Annotated in this window: 19 protein-coding genes and 1 pseudogene; 10 read left to right on the top strand and 10 right to left on the bottom strand. The window is 49.6% G+C overall.

The features are described from left to right. The 3 genes from yiaM to yiaK form a co-directional block, all read right to left on the bottom strand. The gene (gene yiaM / locus FEK66_RS21560; RefSeq protein ID WP_130210018.1) at positions 1-474 is read right to left on the bottom strand and encodes a 2,3-diketo-L-gulonate TRAP transporter small permease YiaM; all 474 of its coding nucleotides are present in this window, start codon (positions 472-474) and stop codon (positions 1-3) included. Positions 475-598: 124 nt separating this feature from the next. Next, on the bottom strand, positions 599-1,066 hold the full coding sequence (locus FEK66_RS21555; protein WP_135408272.1) for a YhcH/YjgK/YiaL family protein: 468 nt from the start codon (positions 1,064-1,066) through the stop codon (positions 599-601). Between the two features lie 11 nt (positions 1,067-1,077). Then, entirely contained in the window at positions 1,078-2,076 is a 999-nt protein-coding gene (yiaK, locus tag FEK66_RS21550; RefSeq protein WP_135495351.1) for a 3-dehydro-L-gulonate 2-dehydrogenase, read from the bottom strand. Between the two features lie 214 nt (positions 2,077-2,290). Here yiaK and yiaJ point away from each other — a divergent pair, with 214 nt between their 5' ends. Then, complete coding sequence (gene yiaJ / locus FEK66_RS21545; protein WP_130260105.1) at positions 2,291-3,124, top strand: IclR family transcriptional regulator YiaJ; 834 nt, start codon at positions 2,291-2,293, stop codon at positions 3,122-3,124. 101 nt (positions 3,125-3,225) lie between these two features. Further along, on the top strand, positions 3,226-3,699 hold the full coding sequence (locus FEK66_RS21540) for a 4Fe-4S binding protein (RefSeq protein WP_130210026.1): 474 nt from the start codon (positions 3,226-3,228) through the stop codon (positions 3,697-3,699). Positions 3,700-3,840: 141 nt separating this feature from the next. On the opposite strand, the gene avtA is transcribed toward FEK66_RS21540, so the two are convergent. Next, positions 3,841-5,094, bottom strand: coding sequence for a valine--pyruvate transaminase (gene avtA, locus FEK66_RS21535; protein WP_135495362.1), 1,254 nt, complete (start codon positions 5,092-5,094; stop codon positions 3,841-3,843). 177 nt (positions 5,095-5,271) lie between these two features. Next, positions 5,272-7,299: pseudogene (gene malS / locus FEK66_RS21530) on the bottom strand (alpha-amylase); the annotation flags it as partial. Positions 7,300-7,619: 320 nt separating this feature from the next. On the opposite strand from malS, the gene FEK66_RS21525 reads away from it, so the two are divergent. Further along, the gene (locus FEK66_RS21525; protein WP_032337158.1) at positions 7,620-8,444 is read left to right on the top strand and encodes a protein bax; all 825 of its coding nucleotides are present in this window, start codon (positions 7,620-7,622) and stop codon (positions 8,442-8,444) included. Between the two features lie 128 nt (positions 8,445-8,572). Here the strand turns inward: FEK66_RS21525 and xylR are convergent, their stop codons facing one another. The 4 genes from xylR to xylF all read right to left on the bottom strand — a co-directional run bounded on the left by xylR (position 8,573) and on the right by xylF (position 13,599). After that, positions 8,573-9,751 carry a D-xylose utilization transcriptional activator XylR gene (gene xylR / locus FEK66_RS21520; protein WP_130210034.1) on the bottom strand — a complete coding sequence of 393 codons (1,179 nt, stop codon included), beginning with the start codon at positions 9,749-9,751 and terminating at the stop codon, positions 8,573-8,575. 77 nt (positions 9,752-9,828) lie between these two features. Further along, on the bottom strand, positions 9,829-11,010 hold the full coding sequence (gene xylH / locus FEK66_RS21515; RefSeq protein WP_130210036.1) for a xylose ABC transporter permease XylH: 1,182 nt from the start codon (positions 11,008-11,010) through the stop codon (positions 9,829-9,831). After that, positions 10,988-12,529, bottom strand: a complete 1,542-nt coding sequence (gene xylG, locus FEK66_RS21510; protein ID WP_135495350.1) for a D-xylose ABC transporter ATP-binding protein — start codon at positions 12,527-12,529, stop codon at positions 10,988-10,990. The genes xylH and xylG overlap by 23 nt, the downstream gene beginning before the upstream one ends. Positions 12,530-12,606: 77 nt before the next feature. Further along, complete coding sequence (gene xylF, locus FEK66_RS21505; protein ID WP_135495349.1) at positions 12,607-13,599, bottom strand: D-xylose ABC transporter substrate-binding protein; 993 nt, start codon at positions 13,597-13,599, stop codon at positions 12,607-12,609. A 366-nt stretch (positions 13,600-13,965) separates the two neighbouring features. On the opposite strand from xylF, the gene xylA reads away from it, so the two are divergent. The 4 genes from xylA (at position 13,966) to yiaA (ending at position 17,804) form a co-directional block, all read left to right on the top strand. Further along, a complete protein-coding gene (xylA, locus tag FEK66_RS21500; protein WP_064527882.1) occupies positions 13,966-15,288 on the top strand; it encodes a xylose isomerase in 1,323 nt (440 codons plus the stop codon). A gap of 70 nt (positions 15,289-15,358) precedes the next feature. Further along, positions 15,359-16,813 carry a xylulokinase gene (gene xylB, locus FEK66_RS21495; RefSeq protein WP_135495348.1) on the top strand — a complete coding sequence of 485 codons (1,455 nt, stop codon included), beginning with the start codon at positions 15,359-15,361 and terminating at the stop codon, positions 16,811-16,813. Positions 16,814-16,979: 166 nt separating this feature from the next. Next, entirely contained in the window at positions 16,980-17,321 is a 342-nt protein-coding gene (gene yiaB / locus FEK66_RS21490) for an inner membrane protein YiaB (RefSeq protein WP_130210044.1), read from the top strand. Between the two features lie 45 nt (positions 17,322-17,366). Next, positions 17,367-17,804 carry an inner membrane protein YiaA gene (gene yiaA / locus FEK66_RS21485; protein ID WP_130210046.1) on the top strand — a complete coding sequence of 146 codons (438 nt, stop codon included), beginning with the start codon at positions 17,367-17,369 and terminating at the stop codon, positions 17,802-17,804. A 36-nt stretch (positions 17,805-17,840) separates the two neighbouring features. Here the strand turns inward: yiaA and wecH are convergent, their stop codons facing one another. Next, a complete protein-coding gene (gene wecH / locus FEK66_RS21480) occupies positions 17,841-18,836 on the bottom strand; it encodes an O-acetyltransferase WecH (protein ID WP_131161474.1) in 996 nt (331 codons plus the stop codon). Between the two features lie 174 nt (positions 18,837-19,010). Here wecH and FEK66_RS21475 point away from each other — a divergent pair, with 174 nt between their 5' ends. The 3 genes from FEK66_RS21475 to glyS all read left to right on the top strand — a co-directional run bounded on the left by FEK66_RS21475 (position 19,011) and on the right by glyS (position 22,395). After that, positions 19,011-19,310 carry a YsaB family lipoprotein gene (locus tag FEK66_RS21475; RefSeq protein ID WP_135495347.1) on the top strand — a complete coding sequence of 100 codons (300 nt, stop codon included), beginning with the start codon at positions 19,011-19,013 and terminating at the stop codon, positions 19,308-19,310. 94 nt (positions 19,311-19,404) lie between these two features. Beyond that, positions 19,405-20,316 (top strand): glycine--tRNA ligase subunit alpha, encoded by a 912-nt coding sequence (glyQ, locus tag FEK66_RS21470; protein WP_001168544.1) that lies wholly within the window; start codon positions 19,405-19,407, stop codon positions 20,314-20,316. Between the two features lie 9 nt (positions 20,317-20,325). After that, the gene (gene glyS, locus FEK66_RS21465) at positions 20,326-22,395 is read left to right on the top strand and encodes a glycine--tRNA ligase subunit beta (protein ID WP_138211538.1); all 2,070 of its coding nucleotides are present in this window, start codon (positions 20,326-20,328) and stop codon (positions 22,393-22,395) included. Positions 22,396-22,461: the final 66 nt, after the last annotated feature.

Below are 22,461 nucleotides of genomic sequence, written 5' to 3'. Positions count from 1 at the left end.
TTAAGCTCCTTGCGGTGGCGGCGTAACAGAATCGCTGCGCGAGATGAGTTGATATAAATGACGCAGTTCAAAGAAAGCGATAACAAGGCTGGTGGGCAGGCAAGCGGCATACATCAGGCCGATGGGTAAGCCGAGGATCGGTGAATAATCGCTCCAGTCCTGAATTGTTTTTAGCGTTGCGCCCCAGGCCAGTGCACCACAAATAAATAAGATTAAGGAATGGGTGACCAGAGCGACTCGTCGCTGCCATGCGGGAGAGAGTTTCTCTACCAGAAAGGTGACCTGAACGTGGGCGTTATCCATAAAAGCCACAATTGCGCCAATAAATGTTAACCAGACAAATAAATAACGCGATAATTCATCTACAGATAAAATACTTGTCTGAAAACCATATCTTAAAATAATATTTACAAACACAATACAGGAGAGCACGGCGAGATTAATCGCCAGTATTGCTTCAAGTATTTTCTTCATAGCTATTCCTTTAGGCTATACCCGTCATACTTCAGATTGCATGTGATGCGATTTGAAATATTTAGGGTATATATATTTAGCGCAATGACATTACCTTGTCGTTCTGGCGTAGAAGAGTCTTCGGTTAATCCAGCGCCGTTAATGCGACCTTAACCACAACTTTTCGTATCTCAGAGGCTGCTTCCAGAATACAACCTGGTCGATGAACATCCTGAGGGAAGAAAATAGCGTAACTGCCGGGCGTCATTTGAATAAATGATTCTTTTTCACAATGGTGATAAAAAATAATATCGCGCTGTTCTAATAGGGATTCGCTGACTTTATTATTTCCGGTATCAATAGCAATGCCGATTTTCTCTTCGCCCCATGCCAGATATTGAATATCAATATAGCGACGATGTACTTCTGGGCGATTTTCCTCCACCTGGCGCGTCGTTAAGTCGATAATTTGCGCAAAAATATTCTTGCCGTCGATTTCGACAACGCCCGGTTCCTGGGCGTTGAAGTCGGTAGCGCGCAGAAAATCGAGCGCCTTTTCAATGGCAGCGGGTAAACGGCACGGATTAGGCTGCGTGATATGTCCAGATATCATGGTCTATCTCCTTATAACGCCTGAATTTTTGCCCATACGCTGTCGTCAACGGTAATACCGTTACGGCGGTTTTCTGCCAGCAAAGTAGTAAATTCGTGTCCGGGTAAACGAATAGCCTGGTTTTCGTCAGCGCGTTCGGCGGTGGTAACGTAATCCATGATGCGTTGCAGCTTGGCGTCGCGGGTGGCGCCGTCGATCAATTTATCCACTTCAATGGCAATAAAGATTTGTGAAACACCGTATTCGTCGCTGTTATCCTCGGTGACTTCAGCAACCGATGCGCCATCAGAAAGGAGAGTAGCGATCATATCCAGCACAATCGACATGCCCGAACCTTTCCAGTAGCCCATCGGCAAAATGCGGCGATTTTTCTCGATAACGCCAGGTTCTTTGGTCAAATTGCCCTCATCATCAAAGCCACCATCTACCGGGAGCTGACGACCTGCCAGGCGGTTAACTTCTAACATGCCGTAGGAAAACATCGACATCGACATATCGACCATCGTAATGGGTGAGGAAGGAATGGCTACGATCAGCGGGTTAGTGCCGATGCGACACTCTTTTGCGCCCCACGGCGGCATCACGGCGATGGAGTTGGTCCAGCAAATGCCAATATAGCCTTTTTCCGCCGCCTGCCAACCGTAGCTGCCGCCGCGCATCCAGTGATTGGCGTTACGTAACGCCACCAGGCCAATTCCGTGACTGGCAGCCAGTTCGATGGCGCGATCCATCATCTTTTTCGCCGTCAGGTTGCCGATTGAGCGCTGAGCGTCCCACTGCTCAATCGCACCGAGGCTGGTCACGCGTTTGGGGTGGGCGTCAGGAATGATATCGCCGTTATCCAGTTGTTGAATGAAACGGGGGAAACGATTTACACCGTGGGAATAAACGCCGGACTCGGTGGTGCGGGCGAACATTTCCGCGCAGGCATCGGCAGTTTCGCTGTCAACGCCACGTGAAATTAAGACCTGATTAAAGGCCGCTTTTAACTGCTCAAATGTCACTTTCATCCCTGGCTTCCTTGTTTTTTTGAACGCTTTTTTAGCTTAAAATTCCACTATGCGAAATTTGATTTCAAATATATCGATCGCTTTTTAACAAAGCAATCCGCGCCATGATTTTCAAAAATCATATAAATCAAAATGTTATAAATTATCTGTCGAGATCGTGAACTACGACACACTTTGCGCTACCATCAGGACGCGACAAAATGGGGAAAAAGCGATGGGAAAAAATGAGAACGAGATGGCACAGGAAAAAGAGCGTCCAGCCGGAAGTCAGAGCCTGTTTCGTGGGTTGATGCTGATTGAGATTTTGAGTAACTATCCAAACGGTTGCCCACTGGCGCATCTCTCAGAACTGGCAGGTTTAAACAAAAGTACCGTCCATCGTTTATTGCAGGGATTACAGTCCTGTGGCTATGTGACCACCGCGCCTGCCGCAGGGAGTTACCGCCTGACCACCAAATTTATTGCCGTCGGTCAAAAGGCCTTGTCTTCGCTGAATATCATTCATATCGCAGCCCCGCATCTTGAGACGCTCAACATCGCCACCGGCGAAACCATTAATTTCTCCAGTCGCGAAGATGATCACGCTATTTTGATTTATAAACTGGAACCCACCACGGGTATGCTGCGTACTCGCGCCTATATTGGTCAGCATATGCCACTCTACTGTTCCGCAATGGGCAAGGTCTACATGGCGTTTGGTCACCCGGACTACGTGAAGTCGTACTGGGAAAGCCATCAGAATGAAATCCAGCCGTTAACCCGCAATACCATTACCGAGTTACCTGCGATGTTCGACGAACTGGCGCACATTCGTGAAAGCGGAGTAGCGATGGACAGAGAAGAAAATGAGCTCGGTGTCTCCTGTATTGCTGTTCCGGTATTTGATATTCATCGACGGGTGCCGTATGCCGTGTCGATTTCGCTTTCGACATCACGGTTGAAACAGGTAGGGGAGAAGAATCTTCTGAAACCACTGCGTGAAACCGCTCAGGCCATCTCTAATGAACTGGGATTTACTGTCAGAGACGACCAGAGTGCAATCACATAACGCTTTAGACAGGTGACAAAACTTTAACATTTCCTTCGTTGGATCAAAGCAGTAGAGGGGCGCTCTCTGGCACTCTGCTGTTTTAGTGCAAAGGAGTGATCATGAACCGGTTTATTATTGCGGATGCGACGAAATGTATCGGTTGCCGTACCTGTGAAGTGGCTTGCGCGGTGTCGCATCAGGAAAATCAGGATTGCTCTGCGTTGTCGCCGGGCGAGTTTATTTCGCGAATTCGAGTCATCAAAGACCATACCTGGACCACTGCAGTAGCCTGTCATCAGTGTGAAGATGCTCCGTGTGCGAATGTCTGCCCTGTGGAGGCGATTCGCCGCGAACATGGGCATATCTTTGTTGAACAATCACGTTGTATTGGCTGTAAAAGCTGTATGCTGGCTTGCCCGTTTGGTGCGATGGAGGTGGTTTCGGCGCGCAAAAAGGCGAGGGCGATTAAGTGCGATCTGTGCTGGCATCGGGCGACGGGACCGGCCTGTGTTGAAGCCTGCCCGACACAGGCGTTGCAATGTATGGATGTCGAGAAAATCCAGCGTCAGCGGCTACAGCAGCAGCCTGTTTGAAACGTTTTTCCGGCGTTATTCAACGCCGGAATTGTGCGCTTTGTTTATGCCGGATGCGGCGTAAACGCCTTATCCGACCTACAAATTCAATTGATTGCAGAAATTATGTAGGTCTGATAAGCGCAGCGCATCAGGCAATTTTTAATGGCTTTCAGCCCAGGCGCGTTCAATCTCTTCCGCCAGAATCTTCACACCCGCCTCAATTTTCTCCGGCTCTGGTACGTAGTTCATGCGCATACATTGATGTGTATGCGGCCACGGTTTATCCAGCCCTGGGAAGAAGTTGTGGCCCGGCACCATCAGCACGCCGCGCGCTTTCAGGCGCTGATAGAGCTGCTCGGTGGTAATCGGCAAATCCTTAAACCATAACCAGAGGAATATTGCCCCTTCTGGTTTATGAATCAGGCAGCGATCTTCCGGTAAATAGCGGCGAATGATAGCGATAGTCTCCTGAACACGCTGGTAATAGAACGGCTTGATGACCGTTTCTGACAGGCGCAGTAGATCGTTACGCTTAATCATTTCACACATTATCGCCGGACCAATGCCGCCAGGCGCGAGGCTGATAATGCCGTTCATATTGGTGATGGCGGTGATGATTTTTTCATTGGCGATGATAATGCCGCAGCGCGAACCTGGCAGACCCAGCTTGGAAAGGCTCATGCATAGCACGATATTCGGATTCCACAGCGGGCGCGCTTCGCTAAAGATGATGCCCGGGAACGGGACGCCATAGGCGTTATCAATCACCAGCGGGATCCCGTGCTGATTCGCCAGCGCATCCAGCTTCAGCAACTCTTCATCGGTTATCACATTACCTGTTGGGTTCGTCGGTCGCGAGACGCAAATCATCCCCGTCTCTTCGCCAATGCGCAGATGTTCGAAATCGACGTGATATTTAAACTGGCCCTCTGGCAGTAGTTCGATATTCGGACGCGTAGAAACAAACAGATCCTCTTCCAGCCCGGCATCCGCGTAGCCAATGTATTCCGGTGCCAACGGGAACAGCACTTTTTTGATCCGGCCATCGGCACGGCGTCCGGCAAACAGGTTAAATAAGTAGAAAAACGCGCTCTGGCTACCGTTTGTTAGTGCAATATTCTGTGGTTCGATATCCCAACCCAGCTTCTCGCGTAACATACCGGCAAGCAGAGACAGCAGCTCCGTTTTCCCCTGTGGCCCATCGTAATTGCACAGCGCATCCATTGCTTTACCGCTTTCCAGCATGTCGGTTAGCAGTGTCTGGAAGTAGTCCTGCATTTCCGGGATCTGCGCCGGATTGCCGCCGCCAAGCATAATCGCGCCGGGGGTGCGTAAACCGTCGTTCAGATCTTCCATCAGCAGCGTAATGCCGGAGTGGCGGGTAAATTTGTCACCAAAAAGGGAGAATGTCATAGCGGGATATCTGTCGAACTCTGTAGCAAGGAAGGTAACAATAACGCTACATTTGCCAGGGTGCAAATCACGCTGTTGACGGTGGATTGACACTTTATGCTGTGGTTTTCGGTTAGGATGGTATTTTAGTCTGGGTGGCTTCCCGACGTACTGCCGCACGGGAAGCCGGAAAAGTTGCTGTTGCCCCGCCCAGACGACCATTACTTTATCGTCGCCGTGTTCACGGACAAATCCGTAGCCCTGTTTCAGCGAAAGCGCCGTTTGTTTGCCTGCGCCAATGGCTGGATGCCGTGCGCGGAACTGACTGATGCGCTGCCAGTGCGCGACGCTGGCGGCAGATTTACCACTGATATCCTGCCAGTTCATATCAGAACGTGTGCCTTGTAGGGGATCAGAACCGGTGGGACCGAACGGACGTAAGGATTCATCACCGTAAAAGATTTGCACTGCACCTGGCGCGAGTAACAATAACTCTGCTGCTTTGCCGCCCCCTTCGCGGAACAAGCGGGTATCATGCGAGGAGAGATAGCTCAACACATTGAAATCTTGCAATTTCTCGGCCATTTGCTGCCAGGTGGTATCCATCTGCGCCAGGCAATCGACCGCTTTCGCCGCCTGTTCCTGATAATCAAAATTGATCATCGCGTCGAATCCGTGGCGATAGTAGTCGCTTTGCATTACACCATGGCCCCAGGCCTCGCCGGTCATCCAGAAAGGTTTGTCATCTAATGCTTTCTCGGGGTTAGCTTTTTTCCATTCGCGAAGTGCGGCGCTGGCCTGAGTTTTCAGTTGCTGCCAGGCGGGCAACTCAACATGTTTGGCGGTATCGACCCGAAAACCATCAATACCGTAGTCGCGGACCCATTGGCTTAACCAGTGGGTTAAGTAATCGCGCGGCGTATAGCCGTCAATGGCTTTGGCGTGGGTATCCGGTTTGTTTTTATAGAATACCGGCAGACCAGAAGCGGTAGTTGATTCGGTTTTGATATCCGGCAAAAAGGCTAGCGACATGGTGAGATCGTCGAATCCAGGATTGTCGTAATCGCCGATATCGGTACGGATCCAATTTTTCCCCCACCATTTATCCCAACCTGTTTTGTCGCTGAAATTAATGTAATCGTTAAAGCTATGCCAGGTTTGCCCGGCGGTAGGTTTCCAGTCGCTCCAGCGTTCACCCAGCGTTTTTTTCACTTCGTCACCTGAAAGGTATAACGCGCCAAACTGATACTCCTGCATATCCGCCAGCGTGGCATAGCCGGTGTGGTTCATCACCACATCAAAAATAATGCGGATACCGCGCTGGTGCGCGCTATCAACCAGCGTCCGTAGATCGGCTTCGTTGCCCATATTGGCATCAAGATTCGTCCAGTCCTGTGTGTAATATCCGTGGTAGGCATAATGTGGGAAATCGCCTTTTGTACCGCCGCCGACCCAGCCGTGAATTTGCTCAAATGGGGCGCTTATCCATAAAGCATTGACGCCCAGCTGCTGGAGATAATCCAGTTTGTTGGTCAGGCCGCGTAAATCACCGCCGTGGAAAGTGCCAATTTCCTCCATGCCGTCTTTATGACGTCCGTAGCTCTGGTCATTGCTGGGATCGCCGTTTTCGAAACGGTCTGTTAGTACAAAATAAATCGTGGCGTTATGCCAGTTGAAGGGGGCGGATGTGGCGGTTTCTGCCCGTTCCAGCAGTAGCAAGCCGTTACTGGTGGCGGCAGGTTGTAACGTTATTTGGCCGTTCTTCACCGTCGCGATTTGCTGGCTGTAATAATCCCGGACTACCGTACCTTCCGGGAAAGTGCCGCTGACATTAAGCGTCAGTGGTTTTCCATCCCATTTGGGGCATTCACGAGCCAGGTTCGCTACCGGTTCGGTGGTGTTCTGGACCGAAATCATCAACGTTGGTGTGCCGGAGCGGGTATCTATTTGCAGCGTATATTCACCGTTCCTGAACAATCGCCACTGAGGGGGCGTGCTGTCGCAAGGTTTGAGAGAAAGCATCTGATTGAGTTTTATCGCATCCGCAGGCTGCCAGCATTGTTGGTTAAAATTTAGCGTCAGCGGTCGCGTACCTTTGGTCAGCTGGGCATGACTAACAAATGTTCCTGCACTTTGTTCAGCAAAGGTTGGAAATCCCTGAGATGTCCAGTTGGCGGCAATGGCAACACTGGGCAGGAGTATCAGAAAACAGGCGGCAAGTTTCATAACGGATGAGTCCTTGTTGCTGCGAATTTCACCAGTTTGCCAGTGATAATACTGGTAAAACTCCTCCCTGATGAGGATTGCGGCAGGATGAGACGAAAGGGGGAGTATTTCACCTGAGATTTAAGCTTATTTTTTGCGATAAACCCCACATTTTCTGCGATTTAGCGCCAATCTGAACGGTTAACACGTGACATAGTTTCAGATTTGGACTATTCCTTGGGGTGCTCTTGACAGCTATTTTTGATATGATTTGAGATTCAACTCTCAAATTTGTGAAAAATATAAGGTGTTGGAATGATTAAATCCGACCAGGAGAACTGATGATTTTGACTCCCATACGACGATATGGGGCGATGATTCTTATGTTACTCACTCTGATGTTTTCGAGTGAGGTGTTAGCGAAAACGCACACGACAACAGCGAGTCAAAAGTCCCACATAACCAAAGCTAGTAATAAACAGGTAAGCAGTAAACAAGAGTATTCTCGCAATAGTGCAAAGAGCAGTTCACTTCCTGATTTGCGAAAATACCCTTCCGGAACACCAAGGAAAAAAGCGTTTCTCCGGACCGTAATGCCTTACATTACCAGCCAAAATGCTGCCATTACGGCGGAACGTAACTGGCTGATTTCAAAACAGTACCAGGGCCAATGGTCGCCTGCAGAGCGTGCGCGTCTGAAAGACATCGCCAAACGCTATAAGGTGAAGTGGTCTGGTAATACACGAAAAATCCCGTGGAATACGCTGCTTGAACGCGTAGACATTATCCCGACCAGTATGGTGGCGACGATGGCTGCGGCAGAAAGTGGTTGGGGTACGTCGAAGCTGGCGCGTAACAACAACAACCTGTTTGGCATGAAGTGCATGAAAGGGCGTTGTACCAATGCACCGGGTAAAGTGAAAGGCTACTCACAGTTCAGTTCTGTCAAAGAATCGGTGAGCGCCTATGTCACTAACCTGAATACGCACCCGGCGTACGCTTCGTTCCGTAAATCACGTGCACAATTGCGTAAAGCTGATCAGGAAGTCACCGCCACAGCGATGATTCACAAGCTGAAAGGTTATTCAACGAAGGGACAGAGTTATAACAACTACCTGTTCGCGATGTACCAGGATAACCAGCGGTTAATCGCTGCGCATATGTAATTGTATTCCCTCGAGCCTTATCCGACTTGTTGGTCGGATAAGGCTTTTGCTCGCATCAGGTGGTTGTGCTGCGTTACCTGATGCGACGCTGGCGCGTCTTATCATGCCTGGCGGCTTTTCTCCTCCTGCTACAGCAGGACCTCGCTGTTTACATCGCGATACTCTTTCGGCGTTGTGTCATATGCTTTTTTAAATACAGAGTAGAAATATTGCAACGATGGATAACCGCACATTTGCGATATCTCGTTTATTGATAAGGTTGTTGAAATTAGCAGGCTGCGCGCTTTCTCCAGCTTCTCGGCATGAATCATTGCGTGTATGGTTTCGCCCACCTCTTCTTTAAAACGCTTCTCAAGATTGGAGCGTGATATGCCGACAGCGTCCAGTACCTGATCCACTTTAATCCCTTTGCAGGCGTGATTGCGGATGTAATGCATGGCCTGAATAACAGCCGGGTCGGTCAACGAACGGTAATCCGTAGAACGTCGTTCAATGACGCGTACTGGCGGGACCAAAATCCGCTGCAACGGCATCGCTTCTTTATCTAACAACCGATGCAGAAGTTTTGCCGCCTGATAGCCCATTTGCCGTGCGCCCTGGGCAACCGAAGAAAGCGCGACGCGAGAAAGATAGCGGGTCAGCTCTTCGTTATCGATGCCAATTACGCATAATTTTTCCGGTACGGGAATATGCAGATGCTCGCAAACTTGCAGAATATGCCGCGCCCGGGCGTCAGTAACGGCAATAATCCCGGTTTGCGGTGGCAGCGTTTGCAACCAGTCGGCCAACCGGTTTTGCGCATGCTGCCAGTTTTCTGGCGCAGTTTCCAGTCCCTGATAAACGACACCACGGTACTTTTCTTCGGCAACAAGCTGGCGAAAAGCATATTCGCGTTCGGCTGCCCATCTTTTGCCACTCGACTCCGGTAGACCATAAAAAGCAAAGCGGTTAACGCCTTTTTCTTTTAAATGCAAAAATGCGCTTTCAACCAGCGCATAGTTATCAGTGGCAATGTAATGTACGGGCGGATAGCTTTCTGCCAGGTGATACGAGCCGCCAACCCCGACAATGGGGACGTCGACATCAGCCAACGCTTGCTCGATTTGTTTATCGTCAAAGTCGGCAATAACGCCATCTCCTAACCAGTCCTTGATTTTATCAATGCGGGCGCGGAAATCTTCTTCAATGAAAATATCCCATTCCGATTGTGACGCCTGTAAATATTCCCCCACACCTTCTACAACTTGACGGTCATAGGCTTTATTAGCATTGAACAGTAATGTGATTCGGTGACGTTTAGTAAACATGGTTCTTTTCCTGCTGAATCATGCAAAAACTCAAAACCGGCAACACGTTACCGGTTTTGAGAAAATTTTTATCAAAATCAGGAACGGCGTTTGGTTGCGGAGTCCATCCATACTGCCAGCAACAGAATCGCACCTTTGACGATATACTGCCAGAAGGTCGGAACATCCATCATACTCATGCCGTTATCCAGCGAAGCCATGATGAATGCCCCCATCACAGCCCCCGCAACACTCCCTACGCCGCCAGCCAGACTGGTGCCGCCAATCACGCAGGCTGCAATGGCATCCAGTTCGGCGATATTACCGGCAGAAGGCGAGCCTGCACCAAGCCGTGAACTGAGGATTAACCCCGCGATGGCCACCATCAAACCGTTGATAGCAAACACGACAAGTTTGGTGCGTTCTACGTTAATCCCGGAGAGTCGCGCCGCTTCCAGATTGCCGCCAATAGCGTAAATGCGCCGCCCGAAAGCTGTCCTTGTTGCCATAAACATGCCGCCGAGTAACAGCAACGTCAGCAGCAGGACAGGAGTAGGAACGCCACGGTAATCATTCAGTAGCCAGATTGCGCCTAATACGATGATGGCGGTCAAAGCCTGGCGACCGACCACCGCTGTAGATGCCGGAGATTGTAAACCCAAAGCTTGTCGGCGCATTCTTCCACGCCACTGCCAGCCGACAAAAGCCATTAAGCCAAGCGCGCCAATAATGAAACCGGTGCTGGCGGGTAGATAGCTCTGTCCAATTTGTGACATCGCGGCGCTGGTGGGGGAAACCGTCGTACCGTTGGTGATGCCAATGAGGATGCCGCGAAATGCCAACATGCCCGCCAGAGTGACAATAAATGAAGGCACTTTGCGGTACGCGACCCACCAACCATTCCATGCGCCGAGAAGCAGGCCCAGAACCAGCGTCACAATAATGGTGAGCGGCAGAGGCCAGCCTAACCAGACGTCGCAGATAGCGGCGACGCCGCCTAATAGCCCCATCATCGAGCCGACCGAGAGGTCGATTTCGGCAGAAATTATGACGAACACCATCCCTACCGCAAGGATGCCGGTAATCGCGGTCTGGCGCAGCAAGTTGGAGACGTTACGGGCGCTTAAATAGGCGCCGTCAGTAGTCCAGGTAAAGAACAGCATGATGGCGATGATTGCTGCAATCATCACGAAGACTTGTAAATTCAGTGACTTCAGCACAGAGAAGCCACCGGATGTCGGTACGGCTAATTTCACTTCAGACGGATTGCTTTTCGACATGATGTTCGCTCCTCAATGCGGCTTCCATCACCTGCTCCTGAGTCAGGTTATGATTTATCAGGTTGGCTTTTAGTTTTCCTTCATGCATAACCAGTACGCGATCGCTAAGACCAAGTACTTCAGGTAATTCAGAAGAGATGACAATGACGGCTATACCCTGCTGGACGAGTTGGTTAATTAATTTGTAGATCTCGTATTTCGCGCCAATATCGATACCCCTGGTAGGTTCATCAAGAATGAGAATGCGCGGGTTGAGTAACAGACAGCGTGCCAGGATCGCTTTTTGTTGATTGCCGCCGCTTAAACGTCCAATAGCAAGTTCCGGAGACGACGTTTTCACTTTGAGTCGCTGGATTGATTCCAGAATACATTTTTGCTCTGCGGCATCATCAAGCTGGCTAATACCCCCGGTAAATTTACTGAGTGCGGCGAGGGTAATATTTTTACCAACTGCCATTACCGGAACGATGCCATCACGCTTTCTATCTTCTGGCACCATTGCAATACCCTGGGCGATGGCGTGCTGGCAATTACGAATATCCACTTGTTTGCCATCAATATAGATTTTCCCTTCCCATTGTCCGGGCCAAACGCCAAAAAGGCATTGAATAGTTTCGGTGCGACCAGCGCCGACCAGTCCAGCAATCCCCAGTATTTCGCCACGTTTCAGGGAAAACGAGACATCGTTAACCCGTTTAATATGACGATTAACCGGATGCCATGCCGTCAGATGTTCTATGCGTAATATTTCATCGCCAGTGGTATGTGGTTCGTTTGGGTACAGTGCCGTTAATTCTCGCCCAACCATCATGGTGATAATATCGTCTTCGCTCATTCCGGCTGCATCACGCGTACCTATGTGCTGACCGTCGCGAATAACACAAATTGTGTCGGAAATCGCTTTGACTTCGTTGAGCTTGTGAGAAATATAGATACATGCGATGCCGTGTTGTTGCAGATCGCGAATAATATCCAGTAAAACTGTGGTTTCCAGCTCAGTTAATGTGGCTGTTGGTTCATCGAGAATTAATAAACGCACCTGTTTATTTAGTGCCTTGGCAATTTCAACGAGTTGTTGTTGCCCAAGCCCTAAATCACCCACGCGGGTATCTGGTGAAATGGATAAGCTGACTTGCGCTAACAGTTTCTGACAGCGTAGCGTCATCAGGTCATAATCCATGACCCCATTGTGGGTTATCTCATTGCCAAGAAAGATATTTTCCAGCACGGTCAACTCTTTCACCAATGCTAATTCCTGGTGAATGATGGCAATACCTTTGCGTTCGGTATCGCGGATGTGACTTGCCTGTATTACTTCACCAGCAAAAGTAATTTCGCCTTCGTAACTGCCAAAGGGATAAATTCCGCATAGCACTTTCATTAATGTTGATTTACCAGAACCGTTCTCACCGCAAAGTGAGACGATCTCACCAGCATTTAGCCGTAAACTGACGTTATCTATCGCCTTTACGCTGCCGAAAGTTTTGGTAATGCTCTTCATTTCAAGTAGATAAGACATAACGACTCCACCTAAGCCAATCAGTTCATGCGGCATGGAGAGAAATCACGTCCCCGTTGTCGACAGGGACGTAACGCTTAAAGCTCGCTCTCCTTGTGGAAACCGTCTTTAATCACCGTGTCTTTGATGTTGTTTTTATTCACATCAATAGGTGTCAGCAGGCGGGATGGAACATCTTTCAGCCCATTATTCAGCGTGGTATCTGCTTTAGGTTGTTGATCGTTACCCAGTTCAACGGCAATTTCCGCGGCAGTATTTGCCAGAAGAGTAATCGGTTTATACACCGTCATGGTTTGCGTACCCGCAGCAATACGTTTAATGCCGGCGAGATCCGCATCCTGACCGGAAATGGCGACTTTCCCTGACAAACCTTGCGCGCTTAATGCCTGAATAGCCCCGCCAGCAGTAGCATCGTTAGAAGCAACAACAGCGTCAATTTTGTTATTGTTGGCGGTCAACGCGTTTTCCATAATTTTCAGCGCGTTTTCTGGTAACCAGCCATCAACCCATTGGTCGCCTACGACTTTAATTTTCCCGGAGTCGACGTAAGGTTTTAATACTTTCATTTGCCCGGCGCGGAAAAGCTTAGCGTTGTTATCCACCGTAGAGCCGCCCATCAGGAAATAATTTCCTTGCGGGACGATATCGACCAGCGCTTTTGCTTGTAGTTCGCCCACTTTTTCGTTATCGAAAGAAATATAAAAGTCGATATCAGCATCATTAATCATGCGGTCGTAAGCTAATACTTTAATGCCTTCTTGTTTTGCTTCTTTTACAACGTTACTTAATACCTGTCCGTTATACGGAATAATGACAAGAACATCGACTCCCCGGTTAATCATGTTTTCAATCTGCGACATTTGAGTTTCTTCGTTGCCATTTGCAGACTGCACAAATACTTTTGCGCCGAGAGATTCAGCTTTTTTCACGAAAATATCCCGGTCTTTCTGCCAGCGCTCAAGACGGAGATCATCAATAGCCATACCAATTTTGACTTCTTTAGCATGTGCCGCAACGTTGGTTAGCAGAAGTGAGGTGCACAGGGTGAGTAAAATGTTCTTTATTTTCATGGTTCAGAGGCCTTCTTTTGTTAGAGGGTAGCTTTAAAAAGTAACAATCACCGCGTTAAACGTGACCAATTTTTAGCAACTAAATGGGGGAAAACAATTACAGATTTTTATCTTTCGATTACGATTTTTCGTTTATTTCTTGATTTATGACCGAGATCTTATTTTTGTTGGTTAATCGAATTTGTTGCATTTTTCTCTTCGAGTAATTACCCAATTTCATCATTCCATTTTATTTTGCGAGCGAGCGCACACTTGTGAATTATCTCAATAGCAGTGTGAAATAACATAATTGAGCAACTTAAAGGGAGTGCCCAATATTACGACATCATCCATTACCCGCGGCATTACCTGATTATGGAGTTCATTATGCAAGCTTATTTTGACCAGCTCGATCGCGTTCGTTATGAAGGCCCGAAATCCTCTAACCCGTTAGCATTCCGTCACTACAACCCCGACGAATTGGTGTTGGGTAAGCGTATGGAAGACCATTTGCGTTTTGCTGCTTGCTACTGGCACACCTTCTGCTGGAACGGGGCGGATATGTTTGGCGTAGGCGCGTTTAACCGTCCCTGGCAGCAACCTGGCGAGGCGCTGGCATTGGCGAAGCGTAAAGCAGATGTCGCATTTGAGTTTTTCCACAAATTACATGTGCCTTTTTATTGCTTCCACGATGTGGACGTTTCCCCGGAAGGCGCATCGTTAAAAGAGTACATCAATAACTTTGCGCAAATGGTCGATGTGCTGGCAGGTAAACAAGAAGAGAGCGGCGTGAAACTGCTGTGGGGAACCGCTAACTGCTTTACTAACCCACGTTATGGTGCGGGCGCAGCTACGAATCCCGACCCGGAAGTTTTCAGCTGGGCAGCAACACAAGTCGTTACGGCGATGGAAGCGACGCATAAACTGGGTGGTGAAAACTATGTATTGTGGGGCGGTCGCGAAGGTTACGAAACGCTGCTGAATACCGATTTGCGTCAGGAGCGTGAACAGATTGGCCGCTTTATGCAGATGGTGGTTGAGCATAAACATAAAATCGGTTTCCAGGGTACCCTGCTTATCGAACCGAAACCGCAAGAGCCGACCAAACATCAATATGATTACGATGCCGCGACGGTCTACGGCTTCCTGAAGCAGTTTGGCCTGGAAAAAGAGATTAAACTGAATATTGAAGCAAACCATGCAACGTTGGCGGGGCACTCTTTCCACCATGAAATTGCCACCGCCATTGCGCTTGGTCTGTTCGGTTCTGTCGATGCTAACCGTGGTGACGCGCAGTTGGGCTGGGATACCGACCAGTTCCCGAACAGCGTGGAAGAAAATGCGCTGGTGATGTATGAAATTCTCAAAGCGGGCGGTTTTACCACCGGTGGTTTGAACTTCGATGCCAAAGTACGTCGTCAGAGCACCGATAAATATGACCTGTTCTACGGTCATATTGGCGCGATGGATACGATGGCACTGGCGCTGAAAATTGCAGCACGCATGATTGAAGACGGTGAGCTGGATAAACGCGTAGCGCAACGTTATTCCGGCTGGAATAGCGAACTGGGCCAGCAAATTCTGAAAGGCCAAATGTCACTGGCGGATTTAGCAAAATATGCCCAGGAACATAATCTTGCACCGGTGCATCAGAGTGGTCGCCAGGAGCAGTTAGAAAATCTGGTAAACCATTATCTGTTCGACAAATAACGGCTAACTGTGCAGTCCGTTGGCCCGGTTATCGGTAGCGATACCGGGCATTTTTTAAGGAACGATCGCTATGTATATCGGGATAGATCTTGGCACATCGGGCGTGAAAGTCATTCTGCTCAACAAACAGGGTGAGGTAATTGCTTCACAAACAGAAAAACTAACCGTTTCGCGCCCACATCCCCTCTGGTCGGAACAAGACCCGGAACAGTGGTGGCAGGCAACTGATCGTGCAGTGAGAACACTTGCGCGACAATGTTCTTTGCAAGAGGTTAAGGCGTTAGGTATTGCCGGACAGATGCACGGAGCAACGTTACTTGATGCTCGGCAGCAGGTATTACGTCCAGCGATTTTGTGGAATGACGGGCGCTGTGCGCAAGAGTGCGCTTTGCTTGAAGCACGAGTCCCGGATTCGCGCGCTATAACCGGCAACCTGATGATGCCCGGATTTACCGCGCCTAAGCTGCTGTGGGTGCAACGCCATGAGCCAGATATATTCCGTCAGGTAGACAAAGTTTTATTGCCAAAAGATTATTTGCGTCTGCGTATGACCGGAGAGTTTGCCAGTGATATGTCTGATGCGGCAGGCACCATGTGGCTGGATGTCGCGAAGCGTGACTGGAGTGATGTCATGCTGCAAGCTTGCCAGCTGTCCCGTGACCAGATGCCAGCATTATACGAAGGCAGTGAAGTTACCGGGACTTTGCTACCCGAGGTGGCAAAAGCATGGGGAATGGCGGCAGTGCCCGTTGTCGCGGGCGGCGGCGATAATGCGGCTGGCGCGGTTGGTGTGGGTATGGTTGATGCCAACCAGGCAATGCTGTCGCTGGGAACTTCTGGTGTTTATTTTGCGGTGAGCGAAGGGTTCTTAAGCAAGCCGGAAAGCGCCGTACACAGCTTTTGCCATGCATTACCACAGCGTTGGCATTTAATGTCGGTGATGTTGAGTGCGGCATCGTGTCTGGATTGGGTCGCGAAATTAACCGGCCTGAGCAATGTTCCAGCCTTAATTACAGCTGCGCAACAGGCAGATGAAAGTGCCGAGCCAATCTGGTTTTTGCCTTATCTTTCCGGCGAGCGTACCCCGCACAATAATCCACAGGCGAAGGGGGTTTTCTTTGGCCTGACCCATCAACACGGTCCTAATGAACTGGCGCGAGCAGTGCTGGAAGGCGTGGGTTATGCGCTGGCCGATGGCATGGATGTCGTGCACGCCTGCGGTATTAAACCGCAAAGTATTACCCTGATTGGTGGTGGAGCACGTAGTGAGTACTGGCGTCAGATGCTGGCGGATATCAGCGGTCAGCAGTTGGATTACCGCACGGGTGGTGATGTAGGACCTGCACTGGGCGCAGCAAGGTTGGCGCAGATTGCGGTGAATCCAGATAAATCACTCAGTGAATTGTTGCCGCAACTGCCGTTAGAGCAGTCGCATATGCCGAACGCGCAGCATCATGCCGCTTATCAGCCACGACGCGAAACATTCCGTCGTCTCTACCAGCAACTTCTGCCACTAATGGCGTAAACTTATCCCCTGCCTGACCGGGCAGGGATAATTCCTGTCTATATAAATTATCAATTCATTAGTATTCAATATGAATTTATTCTGAAAATCATTTGTTAATGGTATTTTTCAGTTTTGTCTTTCGTTGGTTAATCGTAATGTATCGCTGGTAGATACGGAGATCATTATGAAAACCTCAAAGACTGTGGCAAAACTATTATTCGTTGTCGGGGCGTTGGTTTATCTGGTTGGGCTATGGATCTCATGCCCATTGTTAAGCGGCAAAGGCTATTTTCTCGGTGTGTTAATGACGGGAACGTTTGGCAATTATGCTTATCTTCGTGCTGAAAAACTCGGGCAACTGGATGACATGTTTATTCGCATCTGCCAGTTAGTTGCGTTAATCACTATCGGTCTGTTGTTTATCGGTGTTTTAAATGCACCTATCAATGCTTATGAAATGGTGATCTACCCCATCGCCTTTTTTGTCTGCTTGTTTGGTCAAATGCGTTTGTTTCGCTCGGCATGAGCAACATAAAGCTCTTACACATTCAGGAATGAAAGGAATACTGTGATGGAAAACAAAATATCAACCTATTCTCCAGCATTTAGCATTGTGTCATGGATAGCGCTTGGCGGCGGTATTGTTACCTATTTATTAGGGCTATGGAATGCGGAAATGCAGTTAAATGAAAAAGGATATTACTTTGCTGTTCTGGTGCTAGGACTATTTTCAGCCGCATCTTATCAAAAAACTGTGCGGGACAAATATGAAGGCATCCCCACTACATCCATTTATTATATGACCTGCCTGGTTGTCTTTATCATTTCTGTCGCATTACTGATAGTTGGTCTATGGAATGCAACATTATTACTCAGCGAAAAAGGGTTTTATGGGCTGGCCTTCTTTTTAAGTTTGTTTGGTGCAGTAGCAGTGCAGAAGAATATTCGTGATGCTGGAGTTAATCCAACAAAAGAAACTGTGGTTGTTCAGGAAGAATATAGCGAATAATCCTTGTAAGCCCGGTCAATGTGACCGGGCTTTTGCTCAACTTACGAATCTGTTGCGGTCGATTCGTTGCACCAGCACAGAAAGTAATAAGCTTGTGGCCAGCGTGGCGCAGAAGATCCAGATAATATCCAGTATTGGCCAGTTTTTAAGCTCAATCCCCCGGGTACGCAGCGCATGGATAATCAATGCGTGGAACCCGTATATACCTAAAGAATGGCGTGATATCAGCCCAAGCCCGGGAACAGTGCGTGTATCCAGCGTATTTTTTACCAGCGTCAGTAACGCGATTGCACAGATAAAAACCATCGGTCCGCAATAGAGATACCAGGTATCGGCAAAATTTCCTCGCCACTGTAATTCATATAATGTCCCGCGAGAGATAATAAATACCCCCGCAACAAACAGCGTGGCGCTCACCCACGACAGTGATTTATGTTGCGTATCCATCATGCCAATGGCGCGGCCCAACATGCCATACAGGATGTAGTAAAAAGTATCGCCATTGATATATAAGTTAATCGGTAGCCATTCGAAGCTGTCGATCTTCTGTGGCACTGTGTTTGGGTTAGCGATGATGCCAATCACCACCATTAGTACCAGCAACATTTTACCGCTAACGTTTTTCACCTGAACCAGCGGCGAAACCAGATAAATCACCGCAATCGCGAAGAAAAACCATAAGTGATAAAACACAGGCTTTTGTAGCAGGTTTTTCAGCGCTAACTCCACATTGATAGCGGTAAAAAGCGCAATGTAGATCAACGCGATGACACTATAAAACAGCAGGCATAAGCCAATACGCAAAAAATGACGCGGCTGGGCACTACGTTCGCCAAAAAAGAGATAGCCGGAAATCATGAAAAATAGCGGCACGCTGACACGGGAGGCAGAATTTAGAACATTCGCGATATCCCAGGTTACGGGGCTAACGCTATGGGCGTTGGTTACATACCAGGTGGTGGTATGAATCATCACCACCATTAAACAGGCTATCCCTCGCAGGTTATCAATCCAATAAATTTTGGGCTGCATCTGTGTCTCTGTAACTGGTTAAAAAAAGGTCTGACCGATAAATCATTCAGCTGTTGCACTGGAATAATCCGAGTTTTATCTCTACAGCTTATAGAGGCTTGAGGAAATTCGTTAGATTCAGCCACTATACCGATATTAATAATAAGACTCACCTGCAAATAAGACGGTAATTTAATGATGATGAACTCTTTCTTTCCAGCAATGGTACTTATTGTGTTAGTGGGATGCTCGACACCGCAACCCGAGCAGAAAGCACAGCGGGTAAAGGTTGAGCCGCTGCGTTCATTGAATATGGAAGCATTGTGCAAGGGTCAGGCAGCAAAACGTTATAACACCGGCGAGCAAAAAATCGACGTCACTGCCTTTGAACAGTTCCAGGGAAGCTACGAAATGCGTGGTTATACCTTCCGGAAAGAGCAGTTTGTCTGTTCTTTTGACGCAGATGGCCATTTTTTGCATCTTTCCATGCGTTAAGCCCTGCTTTTTCCCGTTTCGTACTGTATATCTTCCATCCAGCGGGTATACTGATCCCTTCCTTTAAATCCACACGTATCCAGCACGAAATAATATGCAAAAGTTTGATACCAGGACCTTCCAGGGCTTGATCCTGACCTTACAGGATTACTGGGCTCGCCAGGGCTGCACCATTGTTCAACCATTGGACATGGAAGTCGGCGCGGGAACCTCTCACCCAATGACCTGTCTGCGCGCGCTGGGGCCAGAACCGATGGCGGCTGCTTATGTTCAGCCTTCTCGTCGCCCGACCGATGGTCGCTACGGCGAAAACCCCAACCGTTTACAGCACTACTATCAGTTCCAGGTGGTGATTAAGCCATCGCCGGACAATATTCAGGAGCTGTACCTCGGTTCTCTGAAAGAGCTGGGCATGGACCCGACTATCCACGATATCCGTTTCGTGGAAGATAACTGGGAAAATCCGACGCTGGGTGCCTGGGGGCTGGGCTGGGAAGTGTGGCTGAACGGCATGGAAGTGACACAGTTCACTTACTTCCAGCAGGTTGGTGGTCTGGAGTGTAAACCGGTTACCGGCGAGATCACCTACGGTCTGGAACGTCTGGCAATGTACATTCAGGGCGTAGACAGCGTTTACGACCTGGTCTGGAGCGACGGCCCGCTGGGTAAAACCACCTACGGCGACGTGTTCCATCAGAACGAAGTGGAGCAGTCCACTTACAACTTCGAATACGCGGATGTGGACTTCCTGTTCACCTGCTTCGAGCAGTACGAGAAAGAAGCCCAGCAGCTGCTGGCGCTGGAAAATCCGCTGCCGCTGCCAGCCTACGAGCGTATTCTGAAAGCCGCCCACAGCTTCAACCTGCTGGATGCGCGTAAAGCCATCTCCGTCACCGAGCGTCAGCGCTACATTCTGCGCATTCGCACCCTGACCAAAGCAGTGGCAGAAGCATACTACGCTTCCCGTGAAGCCCTCGGCTTCCCGATGTGCAACAAAGATAAGTAAGAGGCGGCTATGTCTGAGAAAACTTTTCTGGTGGAAATCGGCACTGAAGAGCTGCCACCAAAAGCACTGCGCAGCCTGGCTGAGTCCTTTGCTGCGAACTTTACTGCGGAGCTGGATAACGCTGGCCTCGCACACGGCACCGTTCAATGGTTTGCTGCTCCGCGTCGTCTGGCGCTGAAAGTAGCTAACCTGGCGGAAGCACAGCCGGATCGCGAAATCGAAAAACGTGGCCCGGCAATTGCCCAGGCGTTCGACGGCGAAGGTAAACCGAGCAAAGCGGCAGAAGGTTGGGCGCGTGGTTGCGGTATTACCGTTGACCAGGCAGAGCGCCTGACCACTGACAAAGGCGAATGGCTGCTGTATCGCGCCCACGTAAAAGGCGAAAGTACCGAAGCACTGCTGCCGAATATGGTTGCGACTTCGCTGGCGAAACTGCCGATCCCGAAACTGATGCGCTGGGGCGCGTCTGACGTTCACTTTGTGCGTCCGGTTCACACCGTAACCCTGCTGCTGGGCGACAAAGTTATTCCGGCGACGATCCTGGGCATTCAGTCCGATCGCGTGATTCGCGGTCACCGCTTTATGGGCGAACCGGAATTCACTATCGACAATGCCGATCAGTATCCGGAGATTCTGCGTGAGCGCGGGAAAGTCATCGCCGATTATGAAGAACGTAAGGCGAAGATTAAAGCCGATGCCGAAGAAGCAGCGCGTAAGATTGGCGGTAACGCTGACTTAAGCGAAAGTCTGCTGGAAGAAGTGGCTTCTCTGGTTGAATGGCCGGTTGTTCTGACCGCGAAATTCGAAGAGAAATTCCTCGCTGTGCCGTCTGAAGCACTGGTTTACACTATGAAAGGTGACCAGAAGTACTTCCCGGTGTACGCGAACGACGGCAAACTGCTGCCGAACTTTATCTTCGTTGCCAACATCGAATCGAAAGATCCGCAGCAAATTATCTCCGGTAACGAGAAAGTCGTTCGTCCACGTCTGGCAGATGCCGAGTTCTTCTTCAACACCGACCGTAAAAAACGTCTGGAAGATAACCTGCCGCGCCTGCAAACCGTGCTGTTCCAGCAACAGCTGGGTACGCTGCGCGACAAAACTGACCGCATCCAGGCACTGGCTGGTTGGATTGCTGAACAGATTGGCGCTGACGTTAACCACGCAACCCGTGCGGGCCTGCTGTCTAAGTGTGACCTGATGACCAACATGGTCTTCGAGTTCACCGACACCCAGGGCGTTATGGGGATGCACTACGCGCGTCACGATGGCGAAGCGGAAGATGTTGCTGTTGCGCTGAACGAGCAGTATCAGCCGCGTTTTGCCGGTGATGACCTGCCGTCTAACCCGGTGGCCTGTGCGCTGGCGATTGCTGACAAGATGGACACCCTGGCGGGTATCTTCGGTATTGGTCAGCATCCGAAAGGCGACAAAGACCCGTTTGCGCTGCGTCGTGCCGCACTTGGCGTGCTGCGTATTATCGTTGAGAAGAACCTCAACCTTGATCTGCAAACGCTGACCGAAGAAGCGGTGCGCTTGTACGGTGATAAGCTGACCAACGCCAACGTGGTTGATGACGTTATCGACTTTATGCTTGGTCGCTTCCGCGCCTGGTATCAGGACGAAGGTTACACTGTTGACACCATCCAGGCGGTACTGGCGCGTCGTCCGACTCGTCCGGCAGATTTCGATGCTCGTATGAAAGCAGTATCGCACTTCCGTACGCTGGATGCGGCGGCTGCACTGGCGGCGGCGAACAAACGTGTATCCAACATTCTGGCGAAATCTGCCGAAGTGCTGAGCGATCGCGTGAATGCCTCTACCCTGAAAGAGCCGGAAGAAATTAAGCTGGCGATGCAGGTTGTGGTGCTGCGCGACAAACTGGAGCCGTACTTTGCTGAAGGTCGTTACCAGGATGCGCTGGTCGAACTGGCCGAGTTGCGTGAACCGGTAGATGCTTTCTTCGATAAAGTGATGGTCATGGTTGATGACAAAGATCTGCGTATCAACCGTCTGACCATGCTGGAAAAACTGCGCGAATTATTCCTGCGCGTTGCGGATATTTCGCTGTTGCAGTAATAACACCGTTATTAAATAGCCTGCCACTTGGCAGGCTTTTTTTATCGCTAAATAATACAGCTACCT

This window comes from Escherichia sp. E1130, assembly GCF_005781065.1.
Lineage (GTDB): Bacteria > Pseudomonadota > Gammaproteobacteria > Enterobacterales > Enterobacteriaceae > Escherichia.
The sequence above is the reverse complement of the archived record's forward strand: the minus strand, read 5'-3'. Positions and strand labels throughout refer to the sequence as shown.

What these genes read in the sequence shown, in the direction of transcription:
- wecH (WP_131161474.1), bottom strand. Translation starts at nt 18,836, where the DNA reads ATGCAGCCCAAAATTTATTGGATTGATAACCTGCGAGGGATAGCCTGT.
- glyQ (WP_001168544.1), top strand. Translation starts at nt 19,405, where the DNA reads ATGCAAAAGTTTGATACCAGGACCTTCCAGGGCTTGATCCTGACCTTA.
- yiaJ (WP_130260105.1), top strand. Translation starts at nt 2,291, where the DNA reads ATGGGAAAAAATGAGAACGAGATGGCACAGGAAAAAGAGCGTCCAGCC.
- xylR (WP_130210034.1), bottom strand. Translation starts at nt 9,751, where the DNA reads ATGTTTACTAAACGTCACCGAATCACATTACTGTTCAATGCTAATAAA.
- yiaK (WP_135495351.1), bottom strand. Translation starts at nt 2,076, where the DNA reads ATGAAAGTGACATTTGAGCAGTTAAAAGCGGCCTTTAATCAGGTCTTA.
- xylH (WP_130210036.1), bottom strand. Translation starts at nt 11,010, where the DNA reads ATGTCGAAAAGCAATCCGTCTGAAGTGAAATTAGCCGTACCGACATCC.
- yiaM (WP_130210018.1), bottom strand. Translation starts at nt 474, where the DNA reads ATGAAGAAAATACTTGAAGCAATACTGGCGATTAATCTCGCCGTGCTC.
- FEK66_RS21525 (WP_032337158.1), top strand. Translation starts at nt 7,620, where the DNA reads ATGATTTTGACTCCCATACGACGATATGGGGCGATGATTCTTATGTTA.
- FEK66_RS21540 (WP_130210026.1), top strand. Translation starts at nt 3,226, where the DNA reads ATGAACCGGTTTATTATTGCGGATGCGACGAAATGTATCGGTTGCCGT.
- FEK66_RS21555 (WP_135408272.1), bottom strand. Translation starts at nt 1,066, where the DNA reads ATGATATCTGGACATATCACGCAGCCTAATCCGTGCCGTTTACCCGCT.
- xylB (WP_135495348.1), top strand. Translation starts at nt 15,359, where the DNA reads ATGTATATCGGGATAGATCTTGGCACATCGGGCGTGAAAGTCATTCTG.
- glyS (WP_138211538.1), top strand. Translation starts at nt 20,326, where the DNA reads ATGTCTGAGAAAACTTTTCTGGTGGAAATCGGCACTGAAGAGCTGCCA.
- yiaB (WP_130210044.1), top strand. Translation starts at nt 16,980, where the DNA reads ATGAAAACCTCAAAGACTGTGGCAAAACTATTATTCGTTGTCGGGGCG.
- xylA (WP_064527882.1), top strand. Translation starts at nt 13,966, where the DNA reads ATGCAAGCTTATTTTGACCAGCTCGATCGCGTTCGTTATGAAGGCCCG.
- avtA (WP_135495362.1), bottom strand. Translation starts at nt 5,094, where the DNA reads ATGACATTCTCCCTTTTTGGTGACAAATTTACCCGCCACTCCGGCATT.
- xylF (WP_135495349.1), bottom strand. Translation starts at nt 13,599, where the DNA reads ATGAAAATAAAGAACATTTTACTCACCCTGTGCACCTCACTTCTGCTA.
- yiaA (WP_130210046.1), top strand. Translation starts at nt 17,367, where the DNA reads ATGGAAAACAAAATATCAACCTATTCTCCAGCATTTAGCATTGTGTCA.
- FEK66_RS21475 (WP_135495347.1), top strand. Translation starts at nt 19,011, where the DNA reads ATGATGATGAACTCTTTCTTTCCAGCAATGGTACTTATTGTGTTAGTG.
- xylG (WP_135495350.1), bottom strand. Translation starts at nt 12,529, where the DNA reads ATGTCTTATCTACTTGAAATGAAGAGCATTACCAAAACTTTCGGCAGC.